Origin of the sequence: Saccharopolyspora erythraea NRRL 2338, from assembly GCF_000062885.1 — a bacterium.
GTDB classification, from domain to species: domain Bacteria; phylum Actinomycetota; class Actinomycetes; order Mycobacteriales; family Pseudonocardiaceae; genus Saccharopolyspora_D; species Saccharopolyspora_D erythraea.
Genome location: NC_009142.1, coordinates 934,714 through 950,556 on the forward strand (window position 1 = coordinate 934,714; position 15,843 = coordinate 950,556).

The following is a 15,843-nucleotide window of genomic DNA, read 5'->3' on the forward strand; positions in this document are numbered from 1 at the left end:
GCTCCGGCGGTGAGCCTCGGCGCACGCCGCGGGGTTCGCCACGGGCGGACTGGGACAATGGCTGCATGAGCGAGCTTCGGGTTTCGGACGGCTGCGCGGTCGTCCTGGTCGACGACCGGCTCGGCGAAGTGCTCCCGGCCGCGGCGGCGCCGCTGCTGCGGCGGGCCGCCGCCGTCTACGCCGAGGCGGGGCTGGCCGACACCACCCGCGCGGCGCTGGAGGCGCCGCAGCCGCCGGCGGTCGACGAGCTGCTGGCGCGGGCCGCGCGGGAACCCGTCGTCCTGGTCGTGCCCGAGCTCGGCTCCGCCGAGGCCGACGCGCTGCACGCCGCGGGCGCCCGCCTCGTCGAAGCGCCCAGGCCCGCCGGGGTGGAGCTGCTGGACGCGGTCACCGTGATGGACCGCCTCCGCTCGCCCGGCGGCTGCCCGTGGGACGCCGAGCAGGACCACGACACCCTGCGCAAGTACCTCGTCGAGGAGACCTACGAGCTCCTCGACGCCATCGAGCAGCGCGACCGCGACGCGCTGCGCGAGGAGCTCGGCGACGTGCTGCTCCAGGTGCTCTTCCACGCCAGGATCGCCGCCGAGCACGACGCGGACCCGTTCGGCGTCGACGAGGTCGCGGCCGAACTGGTGAGCAAGCTGGTCTCGCGGCACCCGCACGTCTTCTCCGGTGCCGAGCACGTGCACGACTCCGAGTCCCAGCAGGTGCGCTGGGAGGAGCTCAAGCAGGCCGAGAAGAAGCGCGAGTCCATTGTGGATGGTGTCGCGCTGGGTCAGCCGGCGGTGGCGCTGGCGGCCAAGCTCGTGCAGCGCGCCGAGCGCGCGGGAGTGCCCGCCGACGTGCTCCCGAGCGGTGACTCCGCGGGCGAGCTGCTGTTCTCGGTGGCGGCCAGGGCCCGGCTCGCGGGCGCCGACCCGGAGGACGAGCTGCGCGCGGTCGCGCTGGCCTTCGCGGGGCAGGTGCGGGCCGCCGAGTCCAAGGCCCGCGAGTCCGGCCGGGAGCCCGCGGAGCTGTCCGGTCCGGAGTGGCTCGACTTCTGGCGGTCGGCCTCGGCCGACCGGGCGTGAGCTTCCCCCGGCCGTGCCCGGCGGCCCGCTGTGATGGCCGCCGCCGGCTCCACAGGTCACGAAACCGGGCCGTCCGGCGACATTCCACACGGGGCCTGCTGGGGCGGTCGTGCCCCGAACCCGATGCGACTACGAGCGCACGCGCCGCGTGCGCGGCAGGAGGACCTCCTTGCGGCAGCGACCGAGCAGGCAGTGGGTGCTGTTGGGGCTGACGCCGGTGATGACGCTGGCGGTCTCGTGCGCCGTCCCCGTCGCGCAGCCGACGCGGGAGAGCCCGGTGACCGAGACCGAGCTGCCGACCGCCACGGCTCCGCCCGACCCGGGTGTCGATCCGCCTCCGTTGCGGCTGCTGGCCGCGGGCTCGCCGCCGCTGACCCCGGAGACCAGGCCGCAGAACCAGCTCGTGCCCTGGTCCGAATCGATGGCCGACGCGCTCAACATCCCGCGCGCGGCGTTGCAGGCCTACGGCTACGCCAGCACCGCCGTCGCCCAGAGTGCGCCGGAGTGCGGGCTGAGCTGGACGGTGCTGGCCGGCATCGGGGCGGTGGAGTCCAGCCACGGCCGCTTCGGCGGCGCGAAGCTCGACCGCACCGGCAGGCCCAGCATCCCGGTCGTCGGACCGCCGCTGGACGGCAGCCCGGGGGTCAAGCGCATCGACGACACCGACCGCGGCGAGCTCGACGGCGACCAGGTCTGGGACCGGGCGGTGGGCCCGCTGCAGTTCATCCCGCAGACCTGGCGGGAGTGGGCCGTCGACGCCGACGGCGACGGTGCCGCCGACCCCAACGACCTCGACGACGCCGCGCTGGCCGCCGCCGAGTACCTGTGCCACGTGGCGGGGGACATGCGCATTCCGGACCGCTTCTGGACCGCTCTGCTCGACTACAACGCCAGCCGCGAGTACGGCCAGGACGTCCTGGACCGCGCCGACGACTACGGCCGCCGGAGCAGGGCGCTCCCCGTCGCGCGGTAGGGCGCCGCCCGCGACGTGAGACCGCCACCGCCGGTGGTGGTCCTGACGGCTACTGATGAGTAGCCTGGGTCGGGTGATCGAGACCACCTCCCGCCGGCGACGCGTCGCGGGGGTGCTCGCCGCGCTCGGACGGCTCGGCGTGGCCCTCGCCCTGCTGGCCGCGCTGGTAGGCGGGGTCGGGCTGACCGCGGTGCTGAGCACGCCGCCGACCGCGCCCGTCGCCGGTCCGCAACCGGTTCAGGAGCTGGAACCCGCGCACGTCTCGCCGGGATCGGTCGCTCCGCCGGAGCAGGCGCCGATCCCGCAGTCCGCGCCGGGCACCGACCCGGTGCGGCAGTGGGCCGACCGGGTCTCCGCCGACGTCGACATCCCCGCCCGCGCCCTGGTCGCCTACGTCAACGCAGACCTGGCCATGCGGCAGTACCAGCCCGGATGCCGGATCTCGTGGTCCACGCTCGCCGGGATCGGGCGCATCGAGTCCGACCACGGCCGCTACGGCGGCGCGCTGCTGCGCGAGGACGCCCGGCCGTCCCGGCCGATCATCGGCGTCGCGCTCAACGGAACACCCGGGGTGCGGGTCATCGGCGACACCGACGGCGGGGCGCTGGACGGCGACCGGCTCTACGACCGGGCCGTGGGACCGATGCAGTTCATCCCGTCGACCTGGCGCAACTGGGCCACCGACGGCAACGGCGACGGGCTCGGCGACCCGCAGAACCTCGACGACGCGGCGATGGCCGCGGCGCGCTACCTGTGCGGCGGCGGCCGGAACATGACCACCGGCGGTGGCTGGTGGGCCGCGGTCATGTCCTACAACAACTCGCAGGAGTACGGGCAGAAGGTGTTCGCGCTGGCCGAGCGCTACGCCGCGGCCGGGTCGCGCCGCAGCTGAAGGCCACCCGCGGGCGGGTCACCGCGCTCCGGTGTCGATGGCGATCCGGGCGTTGATCTCGCCCAGCGCCTCCTGGTAGGCGGGGGCGGGGTTCATGGTCGCGGCCAGCCGGAGCTGCGTGCGGGCCTCGATGAGACGCCCCTGGCGTTGCAGCGTGCGGCCGAGGACCAGCCGGGCGTAGTGGTCGGAGGGGTCCAGCTCCAGGACCCGCAGGAACGCCAGCTCGGCCCGCCGGAACTGGGCGGAGAACAGGTAGGCGCGACCCAGCAGGAGCTGAACGCTCTTCTTGTCCGAGGCGATGTCGAGGACGGGTTCCAGAACGCGGATCGCCTCCAGCGGGCGCCGCTGCGCGACCAGGCTCTCGGCCCGGCGGAAAGCTTCCACGGTGCCTTCGGTGGTCATAGGTGAACAACGGTACGTTCTACCGGCCCGTTCCTCGACGTCCGACCGGATGGTGGTACACGTCCGAACGACCGTTCTCCCACTGGTGCGCTCGCGTGACCGGCACCATCCCGCCGGCGGGACGGGCACCGGTCCCCGGTCGGCGCGAAACCGCTGATCACGATGCTTCTCGCAGGCCGCGCAAGGGGTACCCGGCATGACGACGGCCACGCAGGCGGATCCGAGCGAGTCTGCGGCGGGGCCGATCGGCCCCCGGTTAGGCTCGTAGCCGGTCGTCGGGCGTTCGGCCCGCACCACCGGCGCGTGCGCAACGCCGGGGCGGCTCGACACGTCCGTAGTTCAAACGCTGATTAGGAGCACACGTGGCGATCATCGAGCAGGTCGGTGCCCGCGAGATCCTGGACTCCCGCGGGAACCCCACCGTCGAGGTCGAAGTCGCACTGGAGGACGGCACGCTCACCCGCGCCGCGGTTCCCTCGGGTGCCTCGACCGGCGAGCACGAGGCCGTTGAGCTGCGTGACGGGGACGCCGAGCGCTACGGCGGCAAGGGTGTCGAGAAGGCCGTCGAGGCGGTGCTGGACGAGATCGGTCCGGAGCTGGCCGGCGTCGACGCGATCGAGCAGCGGGTGGTGGACCAGAAGCTGGTCGACCTCGACGGCACGCCGGACAAGTCCCGGCTGGGTGCCAACGCGATCCTGGGCGTCTCGCTGGCGGTGGCCAAGGCCGCGGCCGAGTCGGTCGGCCTGGAGCTGTTCCGCTACGTCGGCGGACCGAACGCGCACGTGCTGCCGGTGCCGATGATGAACATCCTCAACGGCGGCGCCCACGCCGACACCGGCGTCGACGTGCAGGAGTTCATGATCGCCCCGATCGGCGCGGACTCCTTCTCCGAGGCCGTGCGCTGGGGCGCGGAGACCTACCACAGCCTGAAGTCGGTGCTCAAGGCCAAGGGCCTGGCCACCGGTCTGGGTGACGAGGGCGGCTTCGCCCCCGATCTGCCCAGCAACCGGGAGGCGCTGGACCTGATCGCCTCGGCGATCGAGAAGGCCGGCTACAAGCTGGGCCGCGACATCGTGCTGGCGCTGGACGTCGCCGCGACCGAGTTCTACCGCGACGGCGCCTACCACTTCGAGGGCTCCAAGCGCAGCGCCGAGCAGATGGCCGGCTACTACGGCGAGCTGCTCGACGCCTACCCGCTGGTCTCGATCGAGGACCCGCTGTCGGAGGACGACTGGGACGGCTGGGTGCGGCTGACCAGCGAGATCGGCGAGCGCGTGCAGCTGGTCGGCGACGACCTGTTCGTCACCAACCCGGAGCGGCTGGAGGAGGGCATCAGCCGCCGGGCGGGCAACGCGCTGCTGGTGAAGGTCAACCAGATCGGCACCCTGTCGGAGACCCTGGACGCGGTGCACCTGGCCACGTCCTGCGGCTACAAGAGCATGATGAGCCACCGCTCGGGCGAGACCGAGGACACCACGATCGCCGACCTGGCGGTGGCCACCGGCTGCGGCCAGATCAAGACCGGTGCCCCGGCGCGCAGCGAGCGGGTCGCCAAGTACAACCAGCTGCTGCGCATCGAGGAGACCCTCGGTGACGCGGCGCGCTACGCGGGCGAGCTCGCCTTCCCGCGGTTCACACCGGAGGCGTGATCATGAGCGGACGCGACCGCGGCCAGCGCCGCCGCCGGGGCGAGAGCCCGGCGGCGCGGCGATCCGAGCGCGTCCGCCGGAACACCCCCAGGTCCTCGGGCGGGCGACCGGGCGGGCAGCCGCCTGCCCGGTCGCGCCCGAGGTCCAGCAGCAGCGGCGGCGCCTTCAAGCTCTCCTCCACCCGGCACGCGGCGGTCCTGGCGATCGTGGTGTGCGCGATGGCGCTGAGCGTGTCGGTGCCGCTGCGCACCTACCTCAGCCAGCGCGCGGAGCTGGCCCAGCAGGAGCAGCGCAAGGTCGAGCTGGTGCAGCAGGTGCAGGAGCTCGAACAGCGGCGGACCGAGCTGTCCGACCCGGCCCGCATCGAGGCCGAGGCCAGGGCGCGGCTCGGCTACGTGCGGCCGGGCGAGACGCCCTACGTCGTGGAGGTCCCCGCGGCACCGCAGGCACCCGCGCCCGCGGCCGAACCGCGTGGCGACGGCAGGCCGTGGTACGAACGCCTGTGGGACTCGGTGACGGGAAAGGAACAGTGACGTTGGCGGGCACATCGACTCCGGGCGCGGACGCCGCGGAGCCGGGCGGGACGTCCTCGATCAGCGAGGCCGACCGCGAGGTCATCGCGCGGCAGATCGGCAGGCCGCCGCGCGGGCTGCGCGCGGTCGCGGCGCGCGACGCGGCCGGCGAGCCGACCGTGGTGCAGACGAACCCGCGGCTGGAGGACGGCACGCCCTTCCCCACGCTGTACTACCTGACCTCGCCCCGGCTGGTGTCGGCAGTCTCGACGCTGGAGGCCGAGGGGCTGATGCGGGAGATGACCGACCACCTCGAGCAGGACGCCGAGCTCGCCGAGCAGTACCGCCGGGCCCACGAGTCCTACCTCGCCGAGCGCGACGCGATCGAGTCGCTGGGCACCGACGTCAGCGCGGGAGGCATGCCCGACCGGGTCAAGTGCCTGCACGTGCACGTCGCGCACGCCCTGGCCAAGGGGCCGGGCGTGAACCCCTTCGGCGACCAGGCGCTGGAGCTGATCGCCGAGCGCTGGCCGGAGAGCTGAGCCGCACTTCGCGCGTTCGCCCGACCGGTCGTGGCGGTGCCCGGCCTTCGGAGCAGCGCCCGGCCGCTCGCCGGGTTCGCCGAACGGTGCCACGCGCGGGCCGATACACTGCCCACTCCAGCAGCGTCGCATGAAGTCATCCTGCGGTCACTGACAGTTAAGAGGCGGAGCGCACCATGGGCTACGTCCGCGGTTTTCCTCCCGGCAGGTCCTTGACGCGGGCAGACCTGGAGTCGATGCCTCATGACGGGCACCGATACGAGCTGCTGGACGGGGTCCTCGTCGTGAGCCCGTCGCCGCGGCCGCTGCACCAGCGCGCGATCCTGCGGTTGATCGTCGCGCTGGAACCGGCGTGCCCGGCGACCCACGAGGTGCTGCCCGCGCCGGTCGACGTCGTCCTCGCCGAGGACACCGTGCTCATCCCCGACGTGGTGGTCGGCAGGCGGGACGCGTTCACCGAGCAGGCGCTGATCGGTCCGCCGGTGCTGGCCGTCGAGGTGCTCTCGCCCCGCACCAGGCATTTCGACCTGCACCTCAAGCGGGCCAAGTTCGCCGAGGCCGGTTGTCCGCACTACTGGGTCATCGACCCCGACGAGCCGCGCATCCGGTGCTGGCGCCTCGGTCCCCGGGGCGCGGTCGACCTCGACGCGCCCACCTCCGCCGCGGAGCCGCTGGACGGCTACACCGAGACCGCTTCGGTGGCGGGACAGCAGTGGCTGGAGCTCAACGAACCGTTCCCGGTGCGGCTGCGTCCGGCCGATCTCGTCTCCAGCCACCGGAGCTGAGCGAACAGGATTCCTCGGCGGTTTCTCGCCATCGGGGCAACGCCATCGCCGTCCCGTTCCGTCTTCCCGGCACAGGGGTGACACCGGAGTCGCCGCCGAGCGCTGCTTGCCGCGGTGGTGTATCCAGGAGGCCGCGTCCCGGTTGGGGTACCGGGTGGCGCGTCGGTCGTAGGAGTCACTCCGCCGGCGACCAGGAGGAGCAGTGGCAGCTCGCAGGAAGCATCCGCGCAGGGGGAATCCGCTTTTCCGGCAACGCAGGCGCAGATCGCGCTGGGTGGCGGTCACCGCGCTCACGCCCGTCCTGCTCGTGCCCGCCGCGCTGATCGGTGCCTCCAGCGGCTTCTACGCGTCGGCCCCGACGGCGGGCGGCGCGTTGCGCACGGATGCCGATCCGCGGGAGCTCGGCGCGGGCGGGCGGATTCCGCAGGCCGACCAGCTCAGCCCGGATGTGCTCGACCGGGCAGGCGACCCGGACGGGCTCGCGACCGGTGCGGGGCCCGCGGTCGAGGTGCCCAGCGGACCGCTGGGAATCCCGGAGCCGATGCTGTCGGCCTACGTCGCGGCGGCGGAGCGCGCGTCGGAGTCGACCCCGTCGTGCGGGGTGCACTGGTCGGTGCTCGCCTCCATCGGCCGCATCGAGTCCGGGCACGCCCGCGGCGGCGAGATCGACGTCGTGGGCACCACCGTGCAGGCCATCCTCGGCCCGCGGCTCTCCGGCGGTCCGGGGATCGCGGCGATCCCGGACACCGACGGCGGCCAGTACGACGGCGACCCGACCTGGGACCGGGCCGTCGGCTCGATGCAGTTCATCCCGTCGACCTGGCGCAAGTACGCGACGGACGGCAACCGGGACGGCGTCAGCAGCCCGCACAACGTGCACGACGCGACCGTCGCGGCGGCCGACTACCTGTGCTCCGGGGGGACGAACCTGCGCGAGCCGGCGAACCTGGCCGCCGCGGTGTTCCGCTACAACCATTCCGACGAGTACGTGCGAACCGTCCTGGTCTGGGCCGCCGCCTACGCCAAGGGCGTGACGCCGACGCCGTCGGAGCTGGCGCCGGAGGTCGACGACGTGCTCGAGGGCAACCGCCTGCCCGACGGCCCGGCGGTCCTGGCGATGCCGCAGACGCCGCCCCCGGCCGGTGCGCCGGCGCCCGCGCCGGCTCCGGGGCCTTCTCCGACGCCGACGGCGCACCCGCCGAACGGCACCCCACCGCCCGCCCCGTCGAGCACTCCGCCGTCGAGCAACCCGCCGGGCAGTACCCCGCCGGGCAGTTCGCCGCCGCCGGGAAGCAGCCAGCCCCCGCCGGAGAGCAGCAAGCCTCCGGAAAGCACCACGCCGCCGCCGGGAAGCAGCCAGCCCCCGCCGGAGAGCAGCACACCGCCGGAGAGCACGACTCCTCCGCCGGACAGCAGCACGCCGCCTCCGGACAGCACGACACCGCCTCCGGAGAGCAGCACACCGCCGGAGAGCACGACTCCTCCGCCGGACAGCAGCACGCCGCCCCCGGACAGCACGACGCCGCCTCCGGACAGCAGCACGCCTCCGCCCGGCAGCAGCACGCCGCCGGAGGAGCCGGGGCCGCCGTCGTCGTGCCAGGTGCCGGTGCTGCACAACGGCGAGTTCGTGACCGAGCAGGACAGGCCGACGGCCGGGAACGACCTCCCGCCGGGCCGCACCGATCCCGCCGCGGCGACCGCCGGCGCGACCGTCTACGTGGAGCCGGGCGACGGAGGGTCGCTGGTGCCCTGCGTCGTGCCGGACGACTACGCGCCCGCGCAGCGGTGATGTCCGGGGGGTGAAACCGGCCGGCCCGGCAGGCGGTGTTCCTGGTGCGAGGGACGCCGCCTGCCGCTGCCCGGGCCCGCGATACCACCGGTCGAGGTCGCTCGACTGGTTGGAGTTGGCTTGGCAGGCGGGTGAATCTCTCCTGGATCACCCGTTTTCGCCCGGCGGTTCGCGCCCTCGCCCCGGGCGCGCTGAGTTACCACGGGTCACCCGTCCGAAGGAGTCCGCGCGCTCCACTTTCGTGTGACACGGCGTTGCGGTACCACGCGCGTGCGTCCGCCGGGCGCGCAACTAGCGTGGGGGCCGACAAGCGCGCAGCGCGCGGCGGGCCTGCGGCGGCCGGCCGGCGCACGTATCGAGGAGGACCAGCGATGTCACGTGTCGCGGCGATCGACTGCGGAACGAACTCCATCCGGCTGCTCGTCGCCGACGTGACGGTCTCCCCGGGGCCGGATTCGGATCCCGACGGCGGGACGCGGCACCTGCGCGACATCCACCGCGAAATGCGAATCGTGCGGCTCGGCCAGGGCGTCGACGCCACCGGCAGGCTCGCCGACGAGGCGCTCGAGCGCACGCGGGCCGCGCTTGTCGACTACGCCAACATCGCGCGCCGCAAGGGTGTGGAGCGCATCCGCATGGTGGCGACCTCGGCCACGCGGGACGCCTCCAACCGCGAGGAGTTCTTCGCCATGGTGCGCGAGACCCTCGGCATCGACGCGGAGGTGATCACCGGTGACGAGGAGGCGCGGCTGTCGTTCATCGGCGCGGTCGGCGACCTGGACCCGCAGGACGGGCCGTTCGTGGTCACCGACGTCGGCGGCGGCTCGACGGAGCTGGTGGTCGGCACCTGGGACGGCGTGCGCGCCGACATCACCGCCGCGTACTCCGCCGACATCGGCTGCGTCCGGCTGACCGAGCGCAGCCTGCACGGCGACCCGCCGGCCGAGGACGAGGTCCGCGAGGCCGTCAAGGTCGCGCGCGGCATTCTGGACGACGCGTTCGCCGCCGTCGATTCCTCGGATGCCCGGACCTGGGTGGGGGTCGCCGGAACGGTCACGACGCTTTCGGCCATCGCGCAGAATCTGCCGGAGTACGATCCCGCCGCCATTCACCTTTCACAGATATCCCGGAATGGACTCGAACGGACAACCGAGCAGTTGTTGTCGATGACCCACGACGAGCGCGCCGGGATCGGCTCCCTGCACGCCGGCCGGGTGGACGTGATCGTCGGCGGCGCGCTGGTGGTGAAGGTGCTGGCAGAGGAGCTGTCGGAACGCGCCGGAATCGACTCGATCACCGTCAGTGAACACGACATCCTGGACGGCATCGCCCTGTCTATCAGCTAGTTCCCGGAGTGTGGTCGTCCTATTCCACCTTCTGAGTGACGGGGTTTCTGGATCGAGCCAGAAGGTGACGGCTTTGTGACAGCGGATTGCTGTGAGCCCGTTCTCACTTATGTTTACGCTCGTCTGACGCGGCGGTGAACGCCGCCGTGCGTGGTGACCCCCGAAAATCCCCGACGGGGCACACGTGGAAGCGGGAGGACGTACATGCGAAAGGGACGCTTGGCCGCTCTGGTCGCGGTCCCAATGGCGGTGGCGATGCTCGCCAGTGCCTGCGGCGGAGGCGGCAGCGCCTCGGGTGAGGACGGCATCGTCACCCTCGACTGGGGCGAGCCGGAGAACCCACTGGTTCCTGGCAACACGACCGAGGAGAACGGCGGCTTCATCATCGACGCCCTGTTCACCGGCCTGGTCGAGTACCGGGCGAGCGACCTGAAGGTCGAGAACGCGGTCGCGGAGTCGATCACCACGACCGACAACACGAACTTCACCATCAAGCTGAAGCCGGGCTGGACGTTCCACGACGGCACCCCGGTCAAGGCCAAGAACTTCGTGGACGCCTGGAACTACACCGCCTACGGCCCCAACGGCTTCCAGGGTGCGAGCTTCTTCGAGCAGGTCGACGGCTACGACGTGGTCCACCCGAAGGACCCCGACGGCGAGGCCGGCCCCGCGTCCCCGCCGACGCCGCCGACGAAGGAGATGTCGGGCCTCAAGGTCGTCGACGACAACACCTTCACGGTCAAGCTCAAGAGCCCCTTCACGATCTTCCCCGTCGTCCTGGGCTACTCGGCCTACAAGCCGCTTCCCGACTCGTTCTTCGCCGACCCGAAGAAGTTCGAGGACCACCCCATCGGCAACGGTCCGTTCAAGTTCGTCGACCGCACGCCGAACGTCGAGCTCAACGTCGCCACCTACGAGAACTACGCCGGCGCGGACAAGCCGCAGATCAAGGGCGCCAAGTTCAAGGTCTACGAGCAGCTCGACGGTGCCTACCAGGACCTGGTGTCGGGCAACCTCGACTTCCTGCGCGCGATCCCGGTCTCGGCCCTGGTCGGCGACAAGTGGAAGCAGGACCTCGGTGAGCGCGCCAAGGAGAAGCCGGGTCTGCTGACCCAGAACATGGGCTTCCCGATCTACGACGAGCGGTTCAAGAACCCGCTGCTGCGCAAGGCGATCTCGATGTCCATCGACCGCAAGACCATCACCGAGACGGTCTTCGCCGGTGGCCGCGACCCGGCGGACGGCTTCGCCACCCCCGCCGTCGAGGGCTACGTGCCCAACCAGTGCGGTGAGGCCTGCGAGTTCAACCCGGAGAAGGCCAAGCAGTACCTGGCCCAGGCCGGTGGCTTCCAGGGCACGCTGACCGTCAAGACCAACGGCGACGGCGGCCACAACGAGTGGAGCGAGGCCGTCGCGGCCAGCATCCGCCAGAACCTGGGCATCAACGTCGTCTTCACCCCGGTCCCGACCTTCGGCGAGTTCCGGCAGACGGCGAACGCCTTCCAGTTCGACGGCCTGTTCCGCACCGGGTGGAAGGCCGACTACCCGAACCTGGAGACCTTCCTGACCCAGCTGTACCGCACCGGGGCGTCGTCGAACGACTACGGCTACTCCAACCCGGCCTTCGACGCGGCACTCGACCGGGCGAACGCGGCTCCCACGATCGAGGAGGCGAACAAGGGTTACGCCGAGGCGGAGAAGCTGCTGGGTCAGGACCTGCCGATCGTCCCGCTGTGGACGCAGCCGGTCCAGTACGGGTTCTCGGAACGGATCGCAGCGGGCGAGGTCAAGGCTTACCGTGAGCTTGACCTGACCACTGTGCGTCTCAACCCGTAACGATCCGCACGCGCGCCCGGCCCGTCGAGACCCGGCGGGCCGGGCCCCGCGCTGGCTTGTTTGAGGAGGCCCTGATGGGTCGTTACCTGCTGCGACGGCTGTTGCAGCTGATCCCGGTGTTCATCGGCACCACGCTGATCATCTACTTGCTCGTCTGGGCGATCCCCGGCGACCCGTTCGCCGGCAAGTGCGGCGACCGCGGCTGCCCGCCGGAGTACATCGCGGAGATGCACGCGAAGTACAACCTGGACGATCCGCTGATCATCCAGTATTTCAAGTACCTTGGGAAGCTCTTTACGGGTGACTTCGGCGAGACCTACGCCGGCATCCAGGTCAGCCAGCTGATCGAGAACGCCTATCCGGTCACGATCAAGCTCGCGCTCGTCGCGCTGATCATCGAGGCGGTCATCGGCCTGCTCGCCGGCATCGTGACCGGCCTGCGGGGCCGCAGCTTCCTGGACAACCTGGTGCTGGTGTCCACGCTGTTCCTGATCTCGCTGCCGGTGTTCGTCACCGGTTTCGTGATCCAGATCTCGCTCGGCACCGAGCTCGGCATCATCCGGCCCACCGTCAGCTCCGACCCCTCGATCGGCGAGCTGATCGCGCCGGGCTTCGTCCTCGGGTCCCTGTCGATGGCCTACGTGGCCCGGCTGACCAGGACGAGCCTGATGGAGAACCGCCGGGCGGACTACGTGCGCACCGCGGTCGCCAAGGGACTCGAACCCAAGCGGGTGGTGGGGGTGCACCTGCTGCGCAACTCCGTGATCCCGGTGATCACGTTCCTGGGCACCGACCTCGGCGCCCTCATGGGCGGTGCGATCGTCACAGAGGGCGTGTTCAACATCAGGGGCATCGGCGGACTGATCTTCCGGTCCATCCTCACCAAGGAAGGGACCACCGTCACCGGGATCGTCACCCTGCTGGTGATCGTCTACCTGCTGATGAACCTGATCGTGGACCTCCTCTACGCGGCTCTCGACCCGAGGATCCGATATGACTGAGCCTGCCGAATCCACCCACCACGTCGCCGTCGCCGCCGTGCGCGACGGATCGGGCGGGGACGCGCTCGCCGCGCCCCTCGGCCAGAAGGCGAAGAAGCCGCGCGGGCTCTGGGGCGACGCCTGGCACGACCTGCGCAGGCGCCCGCTGTTCATCATCGCGACGTCGATCATCGCCGTCCTGCTGTTCATCGCGGCCTTCCCCGGCGTGTTCACGTCGGTGGACCCGAACTTCCAGGACCTGTCCAAGGCCCGCGACCTGCCGTCGGCCGAGGCGTGGTTCGGCTACGACAACCTCGGGCGCGACCTGTGGGCCAGGGCGATCCACGGGACCAGGGCCTCGATCATCGTGGGCATCATGGCCACGCTGCTGACGGTGCTGCTCGGTGCCACCGTCGGGCTGCTGGCCGGCTACTACGGCGGCTGGGCGGACAACCTGCTGTCCCGGTTCTCCGAGATCTTCCTCGGCCTGCCCTTCGTGCTCGGTGCCATCGTCATCCTGACCACCTTCAACGCCGAGGTCGCGGTGCCCAGCGGCACCCGGGTGGTCACCCAGGTGGTGCTGTCGATCGCGATCCTGTCGTGGCCGATGGCGATGCGGATCATGCGGTCGGCGGCGATCGCGGCCAAGCAGCAGGACTACGTCAAGGCCGCCAGGGCGCTGGGGGCCGGCGCGCCGCGGATCATCCTGCGGCACATGCTGCCGAACTGCCTGGCGCCGGTGATGGTCTACGCCACCATCGCGCTCGGCGCGTTCATCGGCGCGGAGGCCACGCTGTCGTTCCTCGGCATCGGCCTGCGCTACCCGGTGGTCTCGTGGGGCGTGATGATCGCGGACTCCCGAAACTACATCCAGGGCGCGCCGCACCTGCTGCTGTTCCCCGCCCTGTTCCTGGTCGTCACAGTCCTGGCGTTCGTGATGCTCGGTGACGCCGTCCGCGACGCGCTCGACCCGAAGCAGAAGTAGGAGGATCCGGCATGACCGCTGTGGACGAGAAGTCCTCCCAGCACTCCTCCGACAAGCCCCAGGGGCCGCTGCTGGAGGTCGAGGACCTGCACGTGGAGTTCCGCACCAGGGACGGCGTGGCCAAGGTCCTCAACGGCGTGAGCTACCACGTCGACAAGGGCGAGACGCTGGCCGTGCTCGGTGAGTCGGGCTCGGGCAAGAGCGTCACCGCCCAGACGATCATGGGAATCCTGGACATCCCGCCGGGCGTGATCACCGGCGGCTCCATCCGCTACAAGGGCGAGGAGCTGCTCAAGGCCAACGAGGCGCGGCGCAGGGAGCTGCGCGGCGAGTCGACGGCGATGATCTTCCAGGACGCGCTGTCGGCGCTGAACCCGGTCTACACCGTCGGGTTCCAGATCGCCGAGCAGCTGCGGATGCGGCGCGGGATGTCCCGCAAGGACGCGATGAACCGCGCCGTCGAGCTGCTGGACCAGGTGAAGATCCCCAACGCCAAGCAGCGCGTGAAGGAGTTCCCGCACCAGTTCTCCGGCGGCATGCGGCAGCGCGCGATGATCGCGATGTCGCTGGCGCTGGACCCGGAGCTGCTGATCGCCGACGAGCCGACCACGGCGCTCGACGTCACCGTGCAGGCCCAGATCATGGACCTGCTCGACGATCTGCGCCGCGAGCGCGGCATGGGGCTGATCCTGATCACCCACGACCTCGGTGTGGTCGCCGAGGTGGCCGACCGGATCGTGGTGATGTACGCGGGGCGGATCGTGGAGTCCGCCGACGCGTACTCGCTGTACCGCAAGCCGGGCCACCCCTACACCGAGGGCCTGATGCGGTCCATCCCGCGTCTGGACCTCAAGGGCCAGGAGCTGGACACCATCAAGGGCCTGCCGCCGAACCTGCTCAACGTCCCGCCGGGCTGCCCGTTCCACCCGCGGTGTCCGCGGGCCGAGGATCGGTGCAGCCGGGAGGTGCCCGCCTTCCACCAGCTCGGGCTGGGCCGGGCCAGCGCATGCCACTTCGCGGAGGAGCTGATGACCCGTGACTGAGCCGATCCTCCAGGTCCGGGATCTGGTCAAGCACTTCCCGGTGACCCAGGGCGTGCTGTTCCGGCGCACCATCGGGCACGTCCGGGCGGTCGACGGCGTGTCGTTCGACCTGCACAAGGGCGAGACGCTCGGTGTCGTCGGCGAGTCCGGGTGCGGCAAGTCGACCCTCGCGCAGGTGCTGATGCGGCTGGAGAAGCCGACCAGCGGAAGCGCGCTGTTCGAGGGGCGGGACATGTTCCGGATGCGCGGCTCGGAGCTGCGCAAGCTGCGCCGGGACATGCAGATCGTGCTGCAGGACCCCTACACCTCGCTGAACCCCAGGCGCACCGTCGGCGACATCGTCGGCGAGCCGTTCGAGATCCACCCCGAGGTGGCGCCGAAGGGGCAGCGCAGGCAGAAGGTGCAGGAGCTGCTGGAGGTCGTGGGGCTCAACCCCGAGCACATCCAGCGCTACCCGCACCAGTTCTCCGGTGGTCAGCGGCAGCGCATCGGCATCGCCCGCGCGCTGGCGCTGCGGCCGAAGGTGATCGTCTGCGACGAGCCGGTGTCGGCGCTGGACGTCTCGATCCAGGCGCAGGTGATGAACCTGCTCGGCGAGCTGCAGCAGGAGTTCGGGCTGTCGTACGTCTTCATCGCCCACGACCTCGGCGTGGTGCGCCACCTGTCGGACCGGGTGGCGGTGATGTACCTCGGCAAGGTCGTCGAGATCGGCACCGACGAGCAGATCTACGAGCACCCGCAGCACCCCTACACGCAGGCGCTGCTGTCGTCGGTCCCGGTGCCGGACCCGACGCTGCGGGGCAGGCGGGAGGTCATCCGGCTCACCGGCGACGTGCCGAGCCCGGCCAACCCGCCCTCGGGCTGCCGGTTCCGCACCCGCTGCTGGAAGGCGCAGGAGATCTGCGCCGAGAAGCAGCCGGAGCTCACCGTCCGGATGGGCGAGCACCCCTCGGCGTGCCACTTCGCCGAGGAACGCCCGCACGTCGTGGCCTGATCCGCGCGCATCTGCGACGCCCGCCCTCCACCCGGAGGGCGGGCG

Annotated in this window: 15 protein-coding genes; 14 read left to right on the plus strand and 1 reads right to left on the minus strand. The window is 71.4% G+C overall.

Annotation, left to right across the window (positions count from 1 at the left end; translation table 11 throughout):
* Window positions 1-65: 65 nt before the first annotated feature.
* The 3 genes from SACE_RS04115 to SACE_RS04125 all read left to right on the plus strand — a co-directional run bounded on the left by SACE_RS04115 (window position 66) and on the right by SACE_RS04125 (window position 2,935).
* Window positions 66-1,070, plus strand: coding sequence for a nucleoside triphosphate pyrophosphohydrolase (locus tag SACE_RS04115; protein WP_009944231.1), 1,005 nt, complete (start codon window positions 66-68; stop codon window positions 1,068-1,070).
* 169 nt (window positions 1,071-1,239) lie between these two features.
* Window positions 1,240-2,043 (plus strand): lytic murein transglycosylase, encoded by an 804-nt coding sequence (locus tag SACE_RS04120; RefSeq protein ID WP_011873179.1) that lies wholly within the window; start codon window positions 1,240-1,242, stop codon window positions 2,041-2,043.
* A gap of 73 nt (window positions 2,044-2,116) precedes the next feature.
* Window positions 2,117-2,935, plus strand: coding sequence for a lytic transglycosylase domain-containing protein (locus SACE_RS04125; protein WP_009944226.1), 819 nt, complete (start codon window positions 2,117-2,119; stop codon window positions 2,933-2,935).
* 18 nt (window positions 2,936-2,953) lie between these two features.
* Here SACE_RS04125 and SACE_RS04130 read toward each other — a convergent pair whose 3' ends face one another.
* Complete coding sequence (locus SACE_RS04130; protein ID WP_009944225.1) at window positions 2,954-3,337, minus strand: tetratricopeptide repeat protein; 384 nt, start codon at window positions 3,335-3,337, stop codon at window positions 2,954-2,956.
* 362 nt (window positions 3,338-3,699) lie between these two features.
* Here SACE_RS04130 and eno point away from each other — a divergent pair, with 362 nt between their 5' ends.
* The 11 genes from eno (at window position 3,700) to SACE_RS04190 (ending at window position 15,798) form a co-directional block, all read left to right on the plus strand.
* A complete protein-coding gene (gene eno / locus SACE_RS04135) occupies window positions 3,700-4,986 on the plus strand; it encodes a phosphopyruvate hydratase (protein ID WP_009944223.1) in 1,287 nt (428 codons plus the stop codon).
* 2 nt (window positions 4,987-4,988) lie between these two features.
* The gene (locus SACE_RS36080; RefSeq protein ID WP_011873180.1) at window positions 4,989-5,519 is read left to right on the plus strand and encodes an FtsB family cell division protein; all 531 of its coding nucleotides are present in this window, start codon (window positions 4,989-4,991) and stop codon (window positions 5,517-5,519) included.
* A gap of 2 nt (window positions 5,520-5,521) precedes the next feature.
* Complete coding sequence (locus tag SACE_RS04150; protein ID WP_011873181.1) at window positions 5,522-6,040, plus strand: DUF501 domain-containing protein; 519 nt, start codon at window positions 5,522-5,524, stop codon at window positions 6,038-6,040.
* A 176-nt stretch (window positions 6,041-6,216) separates the two neighbouring features.
* A complete protein-coding gene (locus SACE_RS04155) occupies window positions 6,217-6,825 on the plus strand; it encodes a Uma2 family endonuclease (RefSeq protein ID WP_011873182.1) in 609 nt (202 codons plus the stop codon).
* 202 nt (window positions 6,826-7,027) lie between these two features.
* A complete protein-coding gene (locus tag SACE_RS04160; protein WP_231849921.1) occupies window positions 7,028-8,614 on the plus strand; it encodes a lytic transglycosylase domain-containing protein in 1,587 nt (528 codons plus the stop codon).
* Between the two features lie 371 nt (window positions 8,615-8,985).
* Window positions 8,986-9,960, plus strand: coding sequence for a Ppx/GppA phosphatase family protein (locus SACE_RS04165; protein WP_009944215.1), 975 nt, complete (start codon window positions 8,986-8,988; stop codon window positions 9,958-9,960).
* Window positions 9,961-10,164: 204 nt separating this feature from the next.
* Entirely contained in the window at window positions 10,165-11,796 is a 1,632-nt protein-coding gene (locus SACE_RS04170) for a peptide ABC transporter substrate-binding protein (protein ID WP_029621453.1), read from the plus strand.
* Window positions 11,797-11,870: 74 nt separating this feature from the next.
* Complete coding sequence (locus SACE_RS04175; protein WP_009944213.1) at window positions 11,871-12,797, plus strand: ABC transporter permease; 927 nt, start codon at window positions 11,871-11,873, stop codon at window positions 12,795-12,797.
* Window positions 12,790-13,761, plus strand: a complete 972-nt coding sequence (locus SACE_RS04180) for an ABC transporter permease (RefSeq protein WP_009944212.1) — start codon at window positions 12,790-12,792, stop codon at window positions 13,759-13,761. Before SACE_RS04175 ends, SACE_RS04180 begins: the two co-directional genes overlap by 8 nt.
* 11 nt (window positions 13,762-13,772) lie before the next feature.
* Window positions 13,773-14,804, plus strand: coding sequence for an ABC transporter ATP-binding protein (locus SACE_RS04185; RefSeq protein ID WP_009944211.1), 1,032 nt, complete (start codon window positions 13,773-13,775; stop codon window positions 14,802-14,804).
* Window positions 14,797-15,798 carry an ABC transporter ATP-binding protein gene (locus SACE_RS04190; RefSeq protein WP_009944207.1) on the plus strand — a complete coding sequence of 334 codons (1,002 nt, stop codon included), beginning with the start codon at window positions 14,797-14,799 and terminating at the stop codon, window positions 15,796-15,798. Before SACE_RS04185 ends, SACE_RS04190 begins: the two co-directional genes overlap by 8 nt.
* Window positions 15,799-15,843: the final 45 nt, after the last annotated feature.

Bases quoted from the DNA above. Each gene is read 5' to 3' on its own strand.
- SACE_RS04165 (WP_009944215.1), top strand. From the start codon at position 8,986: ATGTCACGTGTCGCGGCGATCGACTGCGGAACGAACTCCATCCGGCTG.
- SACE_RS04175 (WP_009944213.1), top strand. From the start codon at position 11,871: ATGGGTCGTTACCTGCTGCGACGGCTGTTGCAGCTGATCCCGGTGTTC.
- SACE_RS04115 (WP_009944231.1), top strand. From the start codon at position 66: ATGAGCGAGCTTCGGGTTTCGGACGGCTGCGCGGTCGTCCTGGTCGAC.
- SACE_RS04155 (WP_011873182.1), top strand. From the start codon at position 6,217: ATGGGCTACGTCCGCGGTTTTCCTCCCGGCAGGTCCTTGACGCGGGCA.
- SACE_RS04185 (WP_009944211.1), top strand. From the start codon at position 13,773: ATGACCGCTGTGGACGAGAAGTCCTCCCAGCACTCCTCCGACAAGCCC.
- SACE_RS04130 (WP_009944225.1), bottom strand. From the start codon at position 3,337: ATGACCACCGAAGGCACCGTGGAAGCTTTCCGCCGGGCCGAGAGCCTG.
- SACE_RS36080 (WP_011873180.1), top strand. From the start codon at position 4,989: ATGAGCGGACGCGACCGCGGCCAGCGCCGCCGCCGGGGCGAGAGCCCG.
- SACE_RS04170 (WP_029621453.1), top strand. From the start codon at position 10,165: ATGCGAAAGGGACGCTTGGCCGCTCTGGTCGCGGTCCCAATGGCGGTG.
- SACE_RS04180 (WP_009944212.1), top strand. From the start codon at position 12,790: ATGACTGAGCCTGCCGAATCCACCCACCACGTCGCCGTCGCCGCCGTG.